The organism is Stenotrophomonas sp. SI-NJAU-1 (assembly GCF_020883215.1).
In the GTDB taxonomy this organism is placed as follows: domain Bacteria; phylum Pseudomonadota; class Gammaproteobacteria; order Xanthomonadales; family Xanthomonadaceae; genus Stenotrophomonas; species Stenotrophomonas indicatrix.
Genome location: NZ_CP086598.1, coordinates 23,173 through 41,050, shown reverse-complemented (window position 1 = coordinate 41,050; position 17,878 = coordinate 23,173). Strand labels below are relative to the sequence as shown.

Below are 17,878 nucleotides of genomic sequence, written 5' to 3'. Positions count from 1 at the left end.
CTTTCCCCTCTCCCAAAGGTCTGGTATCGCGGCTGTTTCAGCGGGATGACACCGCTGGTCAGGCCGGACGTTAACAGCACGTTCCCGATCCGGCATCTTGCACCGCAACAGATCTGAAATGTCTCCAAGACGCTTGCAGGACAATGCTTCCAACAGTTTGCTAGGCTAAGGGCAAGGTCGGACGGCGTTGAAATGACACCGCTAGCCAATTCCACGCCCCACGCGTGGTCCACTACCACGCCGCCCAGTGTCACATGCGGGCGGCACGCGTGAAGGAGCAGAAATGGGTCGTATCGTGTGTTTCGGGGAACTGCTGCTGCGCCTGGGTGCGCCCGGTCGCGAACTGCTGCTGCAGTCGCCGCAGCTGCAGGTGCACGTCGGCGGCGCCGAGGCGAACGTGGCTGTCTCGCTGTCCCGCTTTGGACATGACGTGGCCATGGTCAGCACCGTGGCCGGCAACGCGCTCGGCGCGCATGCGCTGGCCGAACTGCGCCGGCATGGCGTCGATACGCGCGGCGTGCGCGAAGATGCCGAGGGCCGCATGGGTCTGTACTTCCTGACCACCGGCGCGGTGCAACGGGCCAGCGAAGTGGTCTACGACCGTGCCGATTCGGCATTCGCCAACAGCACCGCCGCCGACTACGACTGGCCCGCATTGCTGCAGGGCGCGCAGTGGCTGCACCTGTCCGGGGTCAGCCCGGCGCTGGGCGCGGACGTGGCGCAGGCCACCCTGGCCGCAGCGCGCGCGGCGCGTGCACTGGGCGTGCGCGTGTCCTTCGATGGCAACTTCCGGCCGAAGCTGTGGCAGCGCTGGGGTGGCGATGCGCGGGCGATCCTGCACGAACTGTTCGCGCAGGCCGACATCGTCTTTGCCGACTACCGCGATATCGAAGTCATCCTCGGCCAGCGTTTCGAACAGGCCGACGTGGTCGCGCGCGTGGAAGCGGCGGCCGCGGCCGCGTTCGAAGCGTTCCCGCAGCTGCAGTGGATGGCCTGCACCCAGCGGCAGACGCTGAGCGTGGACCACCATGCGCTGGGTGCGCTGCTGCTGGGCCGCGATGGCACCCGCGCACAGGCCCCGGTACGCCAGCTGCAGGGCATCGTCGACCGCATCGGCGGCGGTGATGCCTTCGCGGCAGGCATCCTGCATGGCATCCTGTCGGCCTTCGATGCCGACGCCACCGTGCGCTTCGGCCTGGCCGCCGGGGGCCTGAAACATTCCATTCCCGGCGATTTCAATCCCGTCAGCGAAGCTGATGTGTTGGCCCTGATGGGCGAGGAGCGGTTCGATGTCCGGCGCTGATCCACGCGTTCGTGCGGTACTGAAACTGGCACCGGTGATTCCGGTGTTCACCCCCGATGACATCGACGATGCGGTACAGGTCGCGCAGGCGCTGTTCCGTGGCGGCCTGCCGGTGATCGAGGTGACCCTGCGCACGCCGCGTGCGCTGGACGCCATCAAGGCGATGGTCGAGGCCGTGCCGGATGCGGTGATTGGTGCCGGCACCGTGCTCGATGCCGCGCAGATGCAGGCGGTGAAACAGGCCGGCGGCCGCTTCGCGGTGTCGCCCGGGGCGACCCCACGGCTGTATGCCGCCGCGCGCGATGCCGATCTGCCCTACCTGCCTGGCGTGGCCACCGGTTCGGAGCTGATCGTCGGCCTGGAACATGGCCTGGATACCTTCAAGTTCTTCCCGGCGGTGCAGGCCGGTGGCGCCGCGATGCTGTCGGCGTGGCACGGCCCGTTCGGCGATGTGCGCTTCTGCCCGACCGGCGGCATCAGTGCGCAGACCGCCAGCCAGTTCCTGCATCTGCCCAACGTGCTGTGCGTGGGCGGTTCGTGGCTGACCACTGCCGCGCTGATGCAGACCCGCGACTGGGACAGCGTCGAGCGCCTGGCGCGCGAGGCCGCGGTGCTGGCGGGCTGATCCCTCGGCCCCTGCTGGAGCCGGGCACAGACCCGGCGCCAGCGCATCCGCTCAGCCGCGTGGCGTACCCAGCCGGCGGTACAGGGTGCTGCGGTTGATCCCCAGCCGCTTGGCGGCCGCGCTGACGTTGCCCTGGCACTCGGCCAGCGCCTGGCGCATGGCTGCCTCGGCGATCTCCTCCAATGCTCCGCTGGCTGGCACGGCTGGCGCGGTGGACGTGCCAACACGCACGTCCGCAGGCAGCAGCTGCGGGCCCACCGGTTGACCCGGCTCAGCCAGTGCGGCCAGCGTGCGCAGGCAGGCACTCAGCTGGCGCAGGTTGCCGGGCCAGGCATGGGCGGCCAGCGCCGCGCGCGTCTGCGCCGACAACGCATGGCCCTGTCCCAGCTGCTGCCACAGGGCATCCACCACGGCAGCGCGATCGGGGTGCTGCCGCAACGGTGCCAGGCTCACCACGTGGTCGGCGATGCGGTAATACAGATCCGCGCGGAAGCGACCGGCATCCACCGCCTGCGGCAGTTCGCAGTGGCTGGCGCAGACCAGCGCGAAATCCAGTTTCACCGGCTTGCCGCCGCCCAGCGGTGACAGCTCGCGTTCCTGCAGCACGCGCAGCAGGCGCGGTTGCAGCGCCAGCGGCATGTCGCCGATCTCATCGAGGAACAAGGTACCGCCCTCGGCCTGCCGCAGCAGGCCCGGGCTGCCCTGCCGGCGCGCACCGGTAAAGGCACCCTCCTCGTAGCCGAACAGCTCTGCTTCGATCAGGCCTTCCGGCAGCGCCGCGCAGTTCACCGCAACGAAGGGCTTTCCCGCACGCGTGCTGCGTGCGTGCAGTTCCCGCGCGAAGACTTCCTTGCCGGTGCCGGTCTCGCCCTGCAGCAGCACCGGCAACCCGGCCTGCAGCACGCGTGTTGCGGTGGCCAGCTGCTGTTGCTGCCCGGTATCGAACAGGGGGCCCTGTGCACGGGCCGGCAACGGCGCGGTCGGCCCTGGTGTAGCCACACTGCGTCGCGACGCACGGGCCTCGCGCACGCCGTACAGACGACGGCCCTGGCGATCAAGCAGCACGCCGTCATCTGCCAGTCGCGACAGCGGCTGTTCGAACAGCGCTTCGTACGGCGTGCGGCCGATGTCCTGGCGATCCAGCCCGAACAAGGCAAGGCCGGCACGATTGGCCGCCACCAGGCGACCGCCGCGGAAGCCGAGCACGCCTTCGCGCGCACTGCCCAGAAGCGCGGGTTGATGATGCAGGCGCAGCAGCTCGCAGTCGGCCAGGCCGTCGGCGAAACCGCGGTGCTCGATCTGCGCTACCGCCTGCCGCACCAGCGCCAGCGCGTGCACGTGTGGCAGCCGCGCGTCGCCGGACACATCGAGCACCCCCAGGCATTGCCCGTAGGGATCCAGGATCGGCACGGCCGAACAGGTGAGGATGCCGTGCGGGGCGAAGTAGTGCTCGCCGCCACGCACCTGCAGCGCGCGCCCGTCGACCAGCGCGGTGCCGATGGCGTTGGTGCCGACCGTGCCCTCGTCCCAGCGCATGCCCGGCATCAGCGCGACACGACCGGCCTTGTCGAGGAAACCGGCACTGCCTTCGGCGTCGAGGATCCAGCCGTCTTCATCGGTCAGCAGCACGATGCTGCCGCTGTGGGTCATTTCCGCCGCCAGTCCATCCAGCTCCGGGCGCGCCTGTCGCCACAGGCGCTCGCGGCGCTGGCGCAGTTCGCGCAGGCGGTTGTCGGTCAGTGGTTCGGCGGCCGGCTGCGCATCCACCAGCAGGCCGTGGCGCTGGCAGCGTTGCCAGGAATGCAGGATCGCCTCGGGCACGGCGCCGACCGGGGCAGCACCACGCTCGAAGAAACTGCGCCGGGCACTTCCCAGGCGGGGATCGGGAGCAAGCGGGGACACCGACAGCCTCCTGTGTCGCACATTGCGACAGTTGTTGCGGGACCTGTCCCGATTAACAGCACACCCTGCGTCGGCCTGCAACGACCACGCCTGCTGCACTGCCGCAGGGTGCGTAACAGGATGACCGACGGCCGGGCGATGAAGGCGTGATGCAGCGCAGCAGGCCAGAGTTGGCATCGTCTTTGCGCCTGTGCATGCACCATGCCCACCGCAGGAGCCGCCATGAACGCCGTACCGTCCACCCGCCCGCATGCCACCGATCCGCGCTCCCTGTTCAAGCCGCGCTATGGCAACTACATCGGTGGCGAATGGATCGCCCCGCGCAGCGGCCAGTACTTCGACAACATCTCGCCGGTGAACGGCCAAGTGTTCACTGAAGTTGCCCGCTCCAACGCCGAGGACATCGACGCCGCACTCGATGCCGCGCACGCCGCAAAGGACGCCTGGGGCCGCACGTCGGCCGCCCACCGTGCGCTGCTGCTCAACCGCATCGCCGATCGCATCGAACAGAACCTGGAACTGCTGGCCCACGCCGAGACCTGGGACAACGGCAAGCCGATCCGCGAAACGCTCAACGCCGACGTGCCGTTGATGGCCGACCACTTCCGCTATTTCGCCGGTTGCCTGCGCGCGCAGGAGGGCAGCCTGTCGCAGATCGACGACGACACCGTGGCCTACCATTTCCACGAACCGCTGGGCGTGGTCGGGCAGATCATCCCGTGGAACTTCCCGCTGCTGATGGCAGCCTGGAAGCTGGCGCCGGCGCTGGCCGCCGGCAACTGCGTGGTGCTCAAGCCTGCCGAGCAGACCCCGGCGTCGATCCTGGTGCTGATGGAGGTGATCGGCGACCTGCTGCCGCCGGGCGTGCTCAACGTGGTCAACGGCTTCGGCCTGGAGGCGGGCAAGCCGCTGGCCAGCAGCCCGCGCATCGCCAAGATCGCCTTCACCGGTGAAACCTCCACCGGCCGCCTGATCATGCAGTACGCCAGCCAGAACCTGATCCCGGTGACGCTGGAACTGGGCGGCAAATCGCCGAACCTGTTCTTCGCCGACGTAATGGCCGAAGACGATGATTTCCTCGACAAGGCGGTGGAAGGTTTCGTCATGTTCGCCTTCAACCAGGGCGAGGTCTGCACCTGCCCGTCGCGCGCACTGGTGCAGGAATCGATCTACGAACGCTTCATGGAGCGCGTACTCGAACGCGTGGCGGCGATCCGCCAGGGCAATCCGCTGGACCCGAACACCATGGTGGGTGCGCAGGCATCGGGCGAACAGCTGGAGAAGATCCTGTCCTACATCGCCATCGGCCGCGAGGAAGGCGCCGAGGTGCTGATTGGCGGTGACAGAGCCGCGCTCGGTGGCGACCTGGCCGGCGGCTTCTATGTGCAGCCGACCGTGTTCAAGGGCCACAACGGCATGCGCGTGTTCCAGGAGGAGATCTTCGGGCCGGTGGTGTCGGTGACCACGTTCAGGACCGAAGAAGAAGCGCTGCAGATCGCCAACGACACGCTGTACGGGCTGGGTGCCGGCGTCTGGAGCCGCGATGCCGCGCGACTGTACCGGGTGGGCCGCGCGATCCAGGCCGGGCGGGTATGGACCAACTGCTATCACGCCTACCCGGCGCACGCCGCGTTCGGTGGCTACAAGCAGTCGGGCATCGGCCGCGAGAACCACCGGATGATGCTCGACCATTACCAGCAGACCAAGAACCTGCTGGTCAGCTACGCACCGAAGAAGCTCGGCTTCTTCTGAGGATTGATCGGGATCAAGGCGCGGGCATGGGGCCGGCGCCATCCTGTCTGCAAGCGCACTACGGAGAAGCACGCATGAACAGAACCATGAAGGCCGCCGTCGTCCGTGAGTTCGGCAAGCCGCTGGTCATCGAGGAAGTCGTGGTACCGCGCCCGGGGGCGGGCGAGGTGCTGGTCAAGATCGAGGCCTGTGGCGTCTGCCACACCGACCTGCACGCCGCCGAGGGCGACTGGCCGGTGAAACCGAACCCGCCGTTCATCCCCGGCCACGAGGGCGTGGGGCACGTCGTGGCCGTGGGAGGCGGGGTAGGGCACATCAAGGAAGGTGACAGGGTCGGCATCCCCTGGTTGTACTCGGCGTGTGGCCATTGCGAACACTGCCTGGGCGGCTGGGAAACGCTGTGCGAAACGCAGCGCAATACCGGCTATTCGGTCAACGGCGGCTTCGCCGAGTACGCATTGGCCGATGCCAACTATGTCGGCCTGCTTCCGAAGGAAGTGGGCTTCGTGGAGATCGCACCGGTGCTGTGCGCCGGCGTCACCGTGTACAAGGGCCTGAAGGTCACCGACACCAAGCCCGGTGATTGGGTGGCCATTTCCGGTATCGGCGGCCTCGGCCACATGGCCGTGCAGTACGCCCGCGCAATGGGCCTGAACGTGGCAGCAGTGGATGTGGACGACGCCAAGCTGGCCCTGGCCAGGCGCCTGGGCGCACAGGTCACCGTCAACGCGCGCACCACCGATCCGGCCGCGTTCCTGAAGAAGGAGATCGGTGGCGCGCATGGTGCGCTGGTCACCGCGGTTTCGCCCAAGGCCTTCGAACAGGCGCTGGGCATGGTCCGTCGCGGCGGCACGGTCTCGCTCAACGGCCTGCCACCGGGCAACTTCCCACTGGACATCTTCGGCATGGTGCTCAACGGCGTCACCGTACGCGGTTCGATCGTCGGCACCCGCCTGGACCTGCAGGAATCGCTGCAGTTCGCCGCCGAAGGCAAGGTTGCCGCTACGGTCAGCACCGACCGCCTGGAGAACGTCAACGAGGTGTTCGCGCGCATGCACGCCGGCACCATCGAAGGCCGCGTGGTGATCGACTTCGCTGCCTGACCCCCCTGTGCATGGCCGCCGTGTCCGTTTCCCTCTCCCACGGGCGCGGCGGCCATGCCGATCTGCCGGCAGCGCCGCGCACCCCGGCGGCCGTACAATGCGCGCATGCCCGGCACGCTCAAGACCGTCTTTCTCTCCCTGCTCGCGCTGATCGGCGCGCTGCTCGCGCTTGCCCTGGTCAGCAGTGCCGCCGGCTGGCTGCCATCGCTGCTGCGCATGACGCCGGGAAGCGAGGCCCAGCTCGGCTGGGACCTGGCATTCACCGTGCTGGGTGGCATCGCCGCCATTGCCTTCGCCACCTATTACGCGCCGTGCTGGCCACGCGCGCATGGCACCTCGATCTGGTCACTGCTGGTGCTCGGCGCGGGCTATGGCCTGTGGGTGATGGGCGGCGATTTCCCGCACTGGTTCGTCATCGGCCTGCTGGTTTCGCTGCCGGTGCAGTTGCTGCTGGGCTGGTGGTTCGGCCGCCGCGCATCGCGCGATCGGCGCTGAACGGATACCGGTAGTGCCGGCCGCTGGCCGGCAACCTCGATGATCCTGCAGTTGCCGGCCAGCGGCCGGCACTACCACTGCAACGTCGCTGTTTCAGCCCGCGAATGTCCAGACATAGGCAACGTCGGCAACCGCTGCTTCAGCGCGTCGATGCCCGGATACGGGTAGAGCCGGCCGCTGGCCGGCAACCCCAGCGAACCTGCAGTTGCCGGCCGGCGGCCGGCACTACCGCTGCAGCGTCGGCAGCGTCTGATTCAGTGCGTCGATGCCCTGCCACGGATCCGCCTTCAAACGCTTCGCCCGTGCCAACGCCTTGTCCATCGGAAACGCATCGGCCGCGCTCACCCGCGCCAGTTCTTCCCAGCGCAGCGGCACCGCGACTCCCGCACTCTCCCGCGCGCGCAGCGACCACGAGCACACGCTGGTCGCTCCCCGTGTATTGCGCAGCCAGTCGATGAAGATCACCCCGCTGCGTTTGGCCTTGCTCATCGTCGCCACGTAGCGGTCCGGCGCCTGTTCGGCCATCGCCTGCGCGAACGCTTCGCAGAACGCTTTCGCGTCGTCCCAATCGGCTGCGGGTTGCAGGGGTACCACCACATGCACGCCCTTGCCGCCCGACAGCCGCACGAAGCTCTGCAGCCCGGTTTCCTGCAGTCGATCGCGCACATCGCGCGCGCCGCGCTTCACGTCGGCCCAGCTCACGCCCTCACCCGGATCAAGATCGAACACCAGCCGGTCGGGATGTTCGGGATCGGCCACCGTCGCGGCCCACGGATGCAGTTCCAGGGTGTTCATCTGCACCAGCTGCAGCAGGCCGCGTTCGTCATCGATATAGACGTAGTCCTCGCGCCCGCTCTTCTGCTGCAGCGGCACCGCATGCACGGCGTCACCCAGGCCCTGGCCATGGTGCTTCTGGAAGAAGCAGGCCTTGCCGACGCCATCGGGACAGCGCAGCAGCGACAGCGGTCGCCCACTGATTTCCGGCAGGATCCAGCGCGCCATCTGCCGGTAGTAATCTGCGACGTCACCCTTGCTGAGTTTCTTCTTCGTAAATACCACGCGCTCGGGATGGGTGATGGCAACGTCGTCGCCGTCATCGGCCGGTGCTGCACTCATCGCCAGGTCCTCCTTCTTCTTGTCACTGCGCAGCCGCTTGAAGCTGGCCTGGCGCAGCAACCCTTCCTTGCCCCAGCCACGGAACGCGACCTCGGCCACCGTTACCGGCTTGACCCAGCGCACGCTGGCCGCACGGAACGGCACGTGCGCCGGCAGCTCCAGCACCGCCTCCTTCACCGCCAGCGGCGCGAGCGTGGCCGCCAGCGCGCGCAGCCCCTCATCGTCGAAGCCGGTACCGACGCGGCCGACATAGCGCAGGCCGCCCTTGTCCGGCGTGGCCAGCAGCAGCGAACCGAATCCCACCCGCGAGCCTTTGGGTGCGGTGTGGCCGATGATCAGGAATTCATCGGTGTCCTCGTGCTTCACTTTCACCCAGCTGCGTGCGCGGGTGTTCACGTAAGGCGCATCGACCTGCTTGCTGACGATGCCTTCGAATCCCGCCTTGCCGCTGGCTTCGAACACGGCAGGGCCGTGGTCGATGACGTGCTCGCTGAAGGCCAGCGTGCCAACTGCATCGCCGATCAGTTCCTTCAGCAGTGCCTTGCGTTGCAGCAGCGGCGCGCGGCTGACATCGACCCCGGCCACGCCCGGCAGGTCGAACACGATGTAGCGCAGCGGTTGTTTCGAGCTACCGTCGATCACCCGCTGCAGCGCGGCGAAGTCGCTGCGGCCCTTGCCGTCCAGCACCACCAGTTCCCCGTCCAGACGCGCATCGCGCACCGGCAGCGCCTCCAGCGCCTGCACCACTTCGGGAAAGTCGGCAGTCCAGTCCAGGCCATTGCGCGAGCGCAGCGTCACCTCACCTTCGTGCACATCGGCCAGCAACCGGTAACCATCCCACTTGATCTCATGCAGCCAACGCTCGCCATCGGGCGCGGTGTCGCGGTGATCGGTGAGCTGTGGCTTGAACTGCTGCGGGTAGCTTCTGTCGCGCGCCCCGTCCAGCTGCAACGCGCGCGCATGCCAGCGTGCATCGGCCTTGCGTGGGTGTGCGGCACGTGGCGCGGGCGGTAACGCTGGCACGATCTTCTTCGCTGAAGCCCGGGACGTCTTCGCGGATGCTCGCGCTGGCGTGTGCAGCAGATCGTCCGCCTCCGCATCCCGTGCCTGCGCGTCATCGCGCTTGATCAGCAGCCACTGCACCTGGCGGCCCTTCATCGCCGTGCGTACCAGTTTCCAGCCACCGGCCAGGCGCTGCCCGTGCAGCACGAAGTCGATCTTGCCCGCCGCCAGTGCTTGCAGCGGATCACCTTCGCAGGCCCAGCTGCCGTGGTCGAACACATCGACGTGACCGGCGCCGTAGTGTCCTTCCGGAATATCACCTTCGAAGCCGGCATAGGAAAGAGGGTGGTCTTCCACCTCCACCGCCAGGCGCTTCTCACCCACCCGCAGCGACGGCCCCTTCGGCACCGCCCAGCTTTTCAGCACGCCATCCATTTCCAGGCGGAAATCGTAGTGGCGGCTGCTGGCGTGGTGCAGTTGGACCACGAAGATCGGCCGCCGCTTCGGATTGCCCCGTGCCGGTGCATCGTCCGGCTCCGGGGTCTGTCCGCTCCCCCCGCCCAGCCGACGCTTGCGGCGGTACTGATGCAACGACATGGCTCAACCTGCCTTGCGTCGCGCAGGGGTTTTCTTTGCCGCCTTCTTGGCGGCCTTTTTTGCCGGTGCCTTCTTCGCCGCTGCTTTCTTGGCTGGAGCCTTGCGCGCCGCCGCCTTCTTCGCCGGCGTGCGCTTGTTGGCATCCAGGCTCTTCTGCAGCAGCGCCATGAAGTCCACCACGTTGGTGGTTGCGTCCTCGCGCGGTGCCGGCTCGTCCTCCACCTGGGTGGTGCCGCCCTTGGACTTGATGCGCTTGTTCAGCACCTGCTGCAGGCGTTCGCGGAACTCATCGTGGTACTGCGAAGGATCCCAGTCACCGGCCATCGACTCGATCAACTGCTCGGCCATCGCCGTTTCCTTGCTGGTGATGCGGTAATCGGCAAGCTTTCCACTGGGCAGCTTGTAGTCGTCAGGCTCGACCAGTTCCTGCGGATAGCGCAGGATCATCAGCACCAGCGCGTCATCGTTGGGCATCACCGCGCACAGGTACTCGCGCGTGCGCACCACTACCCGGGCGATACCCACCTTGCCGGTGCTGCGCAGCGTTTCCCGCAGCAGCACGTAGCCTTTCTCGGCCTTTTTACCCGGCACCAGCAGATAGGGCTTCTCGTAATAACGCGGATCGATCTGGCTGGCGTCGACAAAGGTTTCCACCTCCACCGTTTCATGGCTCTCCGGCGCCGCTGAACGGATATCATCTTCCTCCAGCACGACGTAGCTGCCCTTGTCGTACTCGTAGGCTTTGACGATGTCCTTCCACGGCACTTCCTCGCCGGTGTCGGCGTTGACCCGTTCGAAGCGGATCGGTTTGCGATCGCGCGAATCGAGCATGCGGAAGTGCAGGTCGACCTTGCGCTCGCCGGACATCAGCGAGACCGGTACGTTGAGCAGGCCGAAGGAAAGCGTACCGGTCCAGATCGGGCGGGCCATGATGCGCACCTGTGTTTCAGCAGAGGTGGCCAGCTTCAGCCGGCTACCGTGAAACAACCGTGTCGGCCACGTGCAGACCGTGCGGGTAGTGCCAGCCGCTGGCCGGCAGCTCCTTGAATCCCGGCGATGCCTGCCAGCGGCGGCACTACTGCAGCAGCGGCCTCACCGCAGCGGCGGGGATATGGTCCAGCGCGCGCCAGGCATCTTCCACCACCGGCTGCGCCTGCGCCCAGTTCAGGCGCGACTGTCCGCGCATCTGGTCCCAGTGCTCGGCCAGTTCGCCACTGGTATCGGCCTCACCGCCACGCGGCCAGTCAGCGGCATGGGTGGTCAGCGCGAAGGCGTACACCGGGCACAGATCGCGCCAGTTGCGATGCCCCTGCCCGCGGCGTTCCTCGTAGTCGCTCAGCATGTACTGCAGGTAATCCTGCGCCACCGCCTGCGGATCCTCCAGGCGGCGCGTCCGGCGCTGCGTGCTGCGCTGGCCAAGCGGATCCAGCAGGGCGTTGAACACGGACGGGGCGGGGCGTTCAAGACGGGGCATGGCCGGCTCCTGCAGCAGGGCGGGTGGGCAGGAATACGCGCGATGCCGTTATCCAGTCGTGACAAAGATGTTCATGACGCCAGGTTCGCAGTGGCTTTACTTCGTCCGCGCTCTAGTGGAGGCCTACCGGAGGAACGCCCCATGACCACCACCCGTGACCCCCTGCGTGAGAACCACACCCCCGAGCCGGGCGAGCAGCGCGGCAAACACGATCTGGCGGACGCCGAGGACCGTGGCGCCGGCATGTCGACACCGGACGAGGGCCTACTGCCCGTCGTGCGCCGGCCTGAACAGGCCGCCCAGGACCGCAAGGACTGCGGTGACCGCAATCGCGGTGGCCAGGAAAGTCCGCTGAAGCGGCGCGAGCGCAAGCAGCACGCCAGCGACAACCAGGACGAGGCGCTGGAAGAGACCTTCCCGGCCAGCGATCCAACCTCGCCGTTCGTGCCCGCCAAGGCCCCGGATTGAGCGGTAGCGCCGGGCCATGCCCGGCGGATCCGTCACGTCCGCGCTGCGCACTCGCCGGGCATGGCGGCGCTACCGGGGCCCGCCTAACGCCATGACCACTGCAGGCCAACGCTGGCGCGGCGGTCCGGCCCCGGTTCAAAGAACCGGCCGTTGCCGTCATTGACGATCACCGAGCCGATGTAGCGCTGGTCCAGCACATTGTCGATCCGCGCGAATGCGCGCAGGTCACCGGCCTGCAGCGTCCAGCGGCGACCGGCTTCCAGGTTCAGCAGCGCGTATCCCGCTGCGCGCTCGGTGGCGATGTCGTTCACCACCACATCGCTGCTGGCGGCGGCTTCCAGCGCCCACTGCCACTGCCCCGGCGACCACTGCAGGCGGGCATACGCCTGCTGCCGGGGCACGCCGGGCAGGCGGCTGCCAGCGGCAACCACGGTGTCGGGCACTGCGCAGTTGCTGGCCGCACAGGCCAGATAGGGCGAACGCACCTGCGCCTGCAGCCAGGTCCAGGCCAGCTGCAGCTCCAGCTGCTCGGCCAACGGCTGCCGGTACTGCAGCTCCACACCCTGGCGGCGGGTACGGCCGATGTTGCGGTACGTGCTGCGACCATTGGTGTTGCTGGCAACGGCCAGTTCATCGTCGGTATCTGCACGGAACAGGCTCACATCGAGCTGCTTTCCATCCTGCGCGTGCCACTTGCTGCCCACTTCCAGGCTGCGGCTGCGGGCGGCCGCCAGATCCAGCGCCAGCCCGGCCTGGCCATCGGCGCGGTAGCCCAGCTCGTTGAACGTCGGGGTTTCAAAGCCACGCCCGATCGCCGCGTGCAGGCGCCACTGCGGGCTTGCCTCGAAGCTGACACCCGCCACTGGCGTGGTGGCCTGGTAGCGACGGCGACCACTGTCGTCCGGATTGCGCCCGACGATGTAGCGATCATCCGATTCGAAGCGCACCGCGCTGTGGCGCACCCCGGCCAGCAGCGACCAGCGCGGGCTCCATTGCCACCACGCCTGGGCGAACTGGTCCACGTTCTGCACGATGTCGATCTGGTCGCGACGCAGGCGGCCGCGTAACCCCACGGTGGTGCCGACGAAGTTCTCGTAGCCGGTGCGGTGCTGGCGCTGGCGATCGGCATTCACACCCACCACCAGGTCCAGCGGGCGCCCCCACAGATCGCCGTTCCAGCCCCAGCGCGCGTCCAGCCCGCCATAACCGCCGTCCAGGTCGATCACGCCACCGGCGTGCAATGGGTTGGCCTGCGGCCCCGGCGGAATCGGCAGGTACTGGGTCACCGCGCGCTGCCCGGCATAGCCCATCAGCTGCCAGCGCTGCGCACCGGCTTCACGGGTCCAGCGCAGGCCTGCCTGCTGCTGGCGCACCGATTTGCGGGTGTTGTACTGGTGGGCCACCGCCGTGGCCTGGCGTGGATCGGCCGCCACCTGCGCGCGGGTCAGCCCCAGCGGGTCCTGCGCGTTGGGCGCATGCAGCGCATTGAGCAGCAACTCCAGGCGGCCGCCAGCGAGCTCGGTGCCGAGGCGCGCGTTGAGCGACTCACGCCGCGCGCGGCTGTGGTCACGCCAGCCATCGGTGCTGAAATGGTTGGCGGCCACGTTGTAGTCAACGCCAGAGCCCGCCCCGCGCAGCTGCGCGCCGACGCTGAGCGTGTTGTCGGCACCGGCATTCACCCGCAGCCGCCACGGGTCACCAGCCTGGCCCTGCGCGCTCCACACCTGCAGCACGCCCCCGGACGAATTTCCATACAGGGCCGAGAACGGCCCGCGCAGCACCTCGATGCGCTCGGCACCGAGCAGGCTGGCGTGCGACAGCTGGCCCTGGCCGTCGGGCATGGTCGCCGGCACCCCATCGATCAGCACCCGCACCCCGCGCACGCCAAAGGTCGAACGGGCGCCGAAGCCTCGGATCGACAGCTGGGTGTCCTGCGCGAAGTTCTGCCGGTCCCGGGCCAGCAGGCCCGGCACTCCGCCCAGCGCCTCGGACAGCTGCGTGCCCGGGCCGGTACGGTCGGCGTCGATCCACACCGTATCCAGGCTGGCGGGCAGGGCGAAGGGGTCGACGCCGGGCACCCGCGCGGCCTGTACCTGCACCGTCGGCAGGGCGGTCGGCAATGGCTCGGCCGTCACCACCAAGGGCAGCAGCAGCAGGGCGGAAAGCGGCAGGCATTGGCGTCGTGCGCTGGGATTCATGATTCAGGTTGATGGATCGGGCGGCAACGCACGCCATGGTACGGGCAAGCGGATGACGATGGCGGCGGCCAGCCCCGGCAGGCTTTGTTACGATGGGTCGGTTTCGGCCGACAGGCCGCAAGCCGCGTGGCGCAATTCCTCCCCCTTTCCGTCTACCGAACGAGTACCGCCGTGTCCTTCTTTGCAAACGTGGAACTGGTCCCAGGCGACCCGATCCTGGGCCTGACCGAGGCGTACAACGCCGACAGCCGCCCGACCAAGGTCAACCTGGGTGTGGGCATCTACTACGACGAGAGCGGCCGCATTCCGCTGCTGCGCGCCGTCAAGCAGATCGAGCAGCAGCTCGCCAACGAAGCCAAACCGCGCGGCTACCTGCCGATCGATGGCCTGCCGGCGTACACCCAGGCCACCCGTGAGCTGGTGTTCGGCAAGGACTCGCCGCTGCTGGCCGCCGGCCGCGTCACCACCGCCCAGACCGTCGGTGGCAGCGGTGCGCTGCGCGTCGGTGCGGACGTACTGAAGAAGCTGCTGCCGCACGCCACCATCGCACTCAGCAACCCGAGCTGGGAAAACCACCGCGCCGTGTTCAGCGCCGCTGGTTTCGAGGTGGTCGATTACACCTACTTCGACCCGACCACCCATGGCGTCAACTTCGACGGCCTGCTGGCCGACCTGGGCAAGCTGGAAGCGGGCACCGTGGTGCTGCTGCACGCCTGCTGCCACAACCCCACCGGCGCCGACCTCACCGTCAGCCAGTGGAAGCAGGTCGCACAGCTGCTGAAGGACCGCCAGCTGTTCCCCTTTATCGACATGGCCTACCAGGGCTTCGACAAGGGCATCGAGCAGGACGGTGCCGCGGTGCGCATCATCGCCGAGGCCGGCATCGACAGCTTCATCGTCGCCAACTCGTACTCCAAGTCGTTCTCGCTGTATGGCGAGCGCGTGGGTGCGCTGTCGATGGTCGCGCCGACCGCCGCTGACGCCAAGGCCGTGCAGTCGCAGGTCAAGCGCGTGATCCGCACGATCTACTCCAGCCCCTCCACCCACGGTGCTGCACTGGTTGCCGGTGTGCTGACCAATCCGGAACTGCGCGCGATGTGGGAGCAGGAGCTGACCGAGATGCGCGAGCGCATCCACGCCCTGCGCCAGGGCCTGGTCGAGAAGCTGGCCGCCGCCGGCGCCCCGCAGTTCGGCTTCATCAACGAACAGGCGGGCATGTTCTCGTACTCCGGCCTGAGCCGCGAACAGGTCGAGCGCCTGCGCGACGAGTTCGGCATCTACGCCGTCGGCACCGGCCGCATCTGCGTGGCCGCGCTGAACCAGAACAACCTGGAATACGTCGCCAAGGCCGTGGCCACCGTCGCCAAGGGCTGATCGACCGCTCCAGCAAGCTGTGGAAACAAAGGCGCCGAAAGGCGCCTTTGCTTTTGCTCCTGCATTGCCACACCCTTCGCGCTCGCGGCCAACCCTGAAGCGCGCGGGAGGGGGAGGCAATGCAGGACCGTTGGCGCCATGGGCCCGAGGCATGCCTCGGGCGGGTTGGGCAGGACGCCCAGCCCCGGTCTTGCCGTGTGCGCAGGACAGCGCACACGAGCAAGGCGCCATCGAGCTTACATGGACGTACTTGCAGCGTGTCCTGCATTGTCTCCCCCTCCCGCGCGCCTCGACGAAGGGAAGCCGCCACGACCGCAACGCCTCTGGAAACGATTACGCCTCCCCCCGCTCACCCACGCGCAAGTCAGACCAGCGACAATAGGCGTTTTCCCGTTGCCGAGACCTGCCCGCCCATGTCCCGTACCTCGTTGACCCGCTTCCTGATCCAGCAGCAGCACGCCGGCCGCATCAACGCCGACCTGCGCCAGCTGATCGCGGTCGTCGCCCGCGCCTGCACCAGCATCTCCATCGCCGTCAGCAAGGGCGCCCTCGGTGGCGTGCTCGGCGAGGCCGGTACCGGCAACGTGCAGGGCGAAGCGCAGAAGAAGCTGGATGTCATCAGCAACGAGATCCTGCTGGAGGCCAACGCCTGGGGTGGCCACCTCGCCGCCTGCGCATCGGAGGAGATGGACCACAGCCAGCCGGTGCCGGACATCTACCCGCGTGGCGATTTCCTGCTGCTGTTCGATCCCCTCGATGGCAGCTCCAACATCGACGTCAACGTCTCCGTCGGCACCATCTTCTCGGTGCTGCGTTGCCCGACCAACGTCGAACTGCCCGGCGATGACGCCTTCCTGCAGCCGGGCAGCAAGCAGATCGCCGCCGGCTACTGCATCTACGGGCCCAGCACGCAGCTGGTGCTGACCGTCGGCCACGGTACCCACGCCTTCACCCTCGACCGCGAAACCGGCGAGTTCCTGCTGACCACCGAGAACATGCAGATCCCGGCGGCCACCCAGGAGTTCGCCATCAACATGTCCAACCAGCGGCACTGGGAAGCGCCGATGCAGGCCTACGTGGAAGATCTGCTGGCCGGCAAGGAAGGCCCGCGCGGCAAGAACTTCAACATGCGCTGGATCGCCAGCATGGTCGCCGACGTGCATCGCATCCTGACCCGCGGCGGCATCTTCATCTACCCGTGGGACAAGAAGGAACCGGGCAAGGCCGGCAAGCTGCGCCTGATGTACGAAGCCAACCCGATGGGCCTGCTGGTGGAGCAGGCGGGCGGCGCTGCCTGGACCGGTCGCGAGCGCATCATCGATGTGCAACCCGACCAGCTGCACCAGCGCGTGCCGGTGTTCCTCGGTTCGCGCGAAGAGGTCGCCGAGGCCGTGCGTTATCACCAGGAGCATGACGCAAAGAGCGTCTGACAGCGGCCATCCCTACAGCGGTCATGGCAGATTGATGACATGACCGCAGGGTGACAGCTGCAGCTGCAAACGGCACCATCAAGCCCTTGCCGTCGAAGGAATGCACGCATGCACGAGCCGGGCCCTGTCGATTTCATCGAGGTCATCCACAACGCCGTCCCCAGCGACGTGTGCGCTGCGATCGTCGCGCGCATGCGTGCAAGCCAGGGCCTGAAACCCGGCGCAGTGGGCAGCGGTGTGTTCCCGGAACTCAAGCACAGCAAGGATCTGCGGATCAGCGGCGTGGATGGCTGGCAGGATGTGGACCAGCAGCTGCAACAGGCGGTATTTGCGGGTCTGCAGACTTATCTACGCCGTTATCCACAGGCATTGATCGCGCCGTTGATGTTGCAGATCCAGGACAGCAACGGCCAGCCGCGACGCCTGTCGGCCGAGGATTTCCCCGACATGGCGCCGGAGCAGCTGGCGGATCTGGCGCGCACCTGCCTGCGCCCGGGCGCGATCAATCTGCAGTGGTATGCGGCGGGCGAGGGCGGTTACCCGTACTGGCACTGCGAGCTGTACCCGAAGGACGCGCAGGCCGAGACCCTGCACCGGCATGTGCTGTGGACCCTGTACCTCAACGACGACTTCGACGAAGGCGAAACCGAGTTCCTGTTCCAGGGCCGGAAGATCGCACCGCGCACCGGCAGCCTGCTGATCGCGCCGACTGCGTTCACCCATACCCATCGCGGCAACCGGCCGCAGGGCGGCGACAAGTTCATCGCCACCAGTTGGATCCTGTTCCAGAGCGCGCAGAAGCTGTTTGGAGGGTAAGGGTCGCGCGTGCTGCTAACCCTCGCTTGCTCGGCGCTACCGCGGGCGGCGGCGATAGAGAATCGCGCCCGCCACGGTACCGAACACGGCCACACCCAGGCCGACGAACTCTTGTTCTCCAAGCGCCTCACCCGACATCAGCGTGCCGGCCGTCAGCAGCAGGACGTTCAGCAGAAGCATCCACAGGAACGCGATGCCGAGCCAGTGGATAGTCCTCATTTCA

General features: G+C 67.6%; 15 protein-coding genes. 9 read left to right on the top strand and 6 right to left on the bottom strand.

Annotated elements, in window-relative coordinates; all coding sequences use genetic code 11:
• Positions 1 to 283 precede the first annotated feature (283 nt).
• A complete protein-coding gene (locus tag LMF57_RS00165) occupies positions 284 to 1,303 on the top strand; it encodes a sugar kinase (protein ID WP_099786335.1) in 1,020 nt (339 codons plus the stop codon).
• Complete coding sequence (gene eda / locus LMF57_RS00160; RefSeq protein WP_208082060.1) at positions 1,290 to 1,928, top strand: bifunctional 4-hydroxy-2-oxoglutarate aldolase/2-dehydro-3-deoxy-phosphogluconate aldolase; 639 nt, start codon at positions 1,290 to 1,292, stop codon at positions 1,926 to 1,928. The genes LMF57_RS00165 and eda overlap by 14 nt, the downstream gene beginning before the upstream one ends.
• A 51-nt stretch (positions 1,929 to 1,979) precedes the next feature.
• On the opposite strand, the gene LMF57_RS00155 is transcribed toward eda, so the two are convergent.
• Positions 1,980 to 3,830, bottom strand: coding sequence for a sigma-54-dependent Fis family transcriptional regulator (locus tag LMF57_RS00155; RefSeq protein WP_229290479.1), 1,851 nt, complete (start codon positions 3,828 to 3,830; stop codon positions 1,980 to 1,982).
• 222 nt (positions 3,831 to 4,052) lie between these two features.
• On the opposite strand from LMF57_RS00155, the gene adh reads away from it, so the two are divergent.
• The 3 genes from adh to LMF57_RS00140 all read left to right on the top strand — a co-directional run bounded on the left by adh (position 4,053) and on the right by LMF57_RS00140 (position 7,180).
• Positions 4,053 to 5,582, top strand: coding sequence for an aldehyde dehydrogenase (gene adh / locus LMF57_RS00150; protein ID WP_025875511.1), 1,530 nt, complete (start codon positions 4,053 to 4,055; stop codon positions 5,580 to 5,582).
• 74 nt (positions 5,583 to 5,656) lie between these two features.
• Positions 5,657 to 6,685 carry an alcohol dehydrogenase AdhP gene (gene adhP / locus LMF57_RS00145; RefSeq protein WP_025875513.1) on the top strand — a complete coding sequence of 343 codons (1,029 nt, stop codon included), beginning with the start codon at positions 5,657 to 5,659 and terminating at the stop codon, positions 6,683 to 6,685.
• 105 nt (positions 6,686 to 6,790) lie between these two features.
• A complete protein-coding gene (locus tag LMF57_RS00140) occupies positions 6,791 to 7,180 on the top strand; it encodes a hypothetical protein (protein WP_025875515.1) in 390 nt (129 codons plus the stop codon).
• Positions 7,181 to 7,405: 225 nt separating this feature from the next.
• Here LMF57_RS00140 and ligD read toward each other — a convergent pair whose 3' ends face one another.
• The 3 genes from ligD to LMF57_RS00125 all read right to left on the bottom strand — a co-directional run bounded on the left by ligD (position 7,406) and on the right by LMF57_RS00125 (position 11,369).
• Positions 7,406 to 9,895: a DNA ligase D gene (gene ligD, locus LMF57_RS00135; RefSeq protein WP_229290478.1), complete on the bottom strand. Its 2,490-nt coding sequence runs from the start codon at positions 9,893 to 9,895 to the stop codon at positions 7,406 to 7,408.
• 3 nt (positions 9,896 to 9,898) lie between these two features.
• Positions 9,899 to 10,825: a Ku protein gene (locus LMF57_RS00130; RefSeq protein WP_025875519.1), complete on the bottom strand. Its 927-nt coding sequence runs from the start codon at positions 10,823 to 10,825 to the stop codon at positions 9,899 to 9,901.
• A gap of 145 nt (positions 10,826 to 10,970) precedes the next feature.
• Complete coding sequence (locus LMF57_RS00125) at positions 10,971 to 11,369, bottom strand: hypothetical protein (RefSeq protein ID WP_025875521.1); 399 nt, start codon at positions 11,367 to 11,369, stop codon at positions 10,971 to 10,973.
• A 141-nt stretch (positions 11,370 to 11,510) separates the two neighbouring features.
• Here LMF57_RS00125 and LMF57_RS00120 point away from each other — a divergent pair, with 141 nt between their 5' ends.
• Positions 11,511 to 11,837: a hypothetical protein gene (locus LMF57_RS00120; protein WP_229290477.1), complete on the top strand. Its 327-nt coding sequence runs from the start codon at positions 11,511 to 11,513 to the stop codon at positions 11,835 to 11,837.
• Between the two features lie 83 nt (positions 11,838 to 11,920).
• On the opposite strand, the gene LMF57_RS00115 is transcribed toward LMF57_RS00120, so the two are convergent.
• A complete protein-coding gene (locus tag LMF57_RS00115) occupies positions 11,921 to 14,035 on the bottom strand; it encodes a TonB-dependent receptor (protein ID WP_229290476.1) in 2,115 nt (704 codons plus the stop codon).
• 171 nt (positions 14,036 to 14,206) lie between these two features.
• On the opposite strand from LMF57_RS00115, the gene LMF57_RS00110 reads away from it, so the two are divergent.
• The 3 genes from LMF57_RS00110 (at position 14,207) to LMF57_RS00100 (ending at position 17,655) form a co-directional block, all read left to right on the top strand.
• The gene (locus LMF57_RS00110) at positions 14,207 to 15,409 is read left to right on the top strand and encodes an amino acid aminotransferase (RefSeq protein WP_117309125.1); all 1,203 of its coding nucleotides are present in this window, start codon (positions 14,207 to 14,209) and stop codon (positions 15,407 to 15,409) included.
• Positions 15,410 to 15,822: 413 nt separating this feature from the next.
• Positions 15,823 to 16,839: a class 1 fructose-bisphosphatase gene (locus tag LMF57_RS00105; protein ID WP_025875529.1), complete on the top strand. Its 1,017-nt coding sequence runs from the start codon at positions 15,823 to 15,825 to the stop codon at positions 16,837 to 16,839.
• A 108-nt stretch (positions 16,840 to 16,947) separates the two neighbouring features.
• The gene (locus LMF57_RS00100) at positions 16,948 to 17,655 is read left to right on the top strand and encodes a 2OG-Fe(II) oxygenase (RefSeq protein ID WP_099786339.1); all 708 of its coding nucleotides are present in this window, start codon (positions 16,948 to 16,950) and stop codon (positions 17,653 to 17,655) included.
• A 36-nt stretch (positions 17,656 to 17,691) separates the two neighbouring features.
• On the opposite strand, the gene LMF57_RS00095 is transcribed toward LMF57_RS00100, so the two are convergent.
• Positions 17,692 to 17,874, bottom strand: a complete 183-nt coding sequence (locus tag LMF57_RS00095; RefSeq protein ID WP_117309124.1) for a hypothetical protein — start codon at positions 17,872 to 17,874, stop codon at positions 17,692 to 17,694.
• Positions 17,875 to 17,878 lie beyond the last annotated feature (4 nt).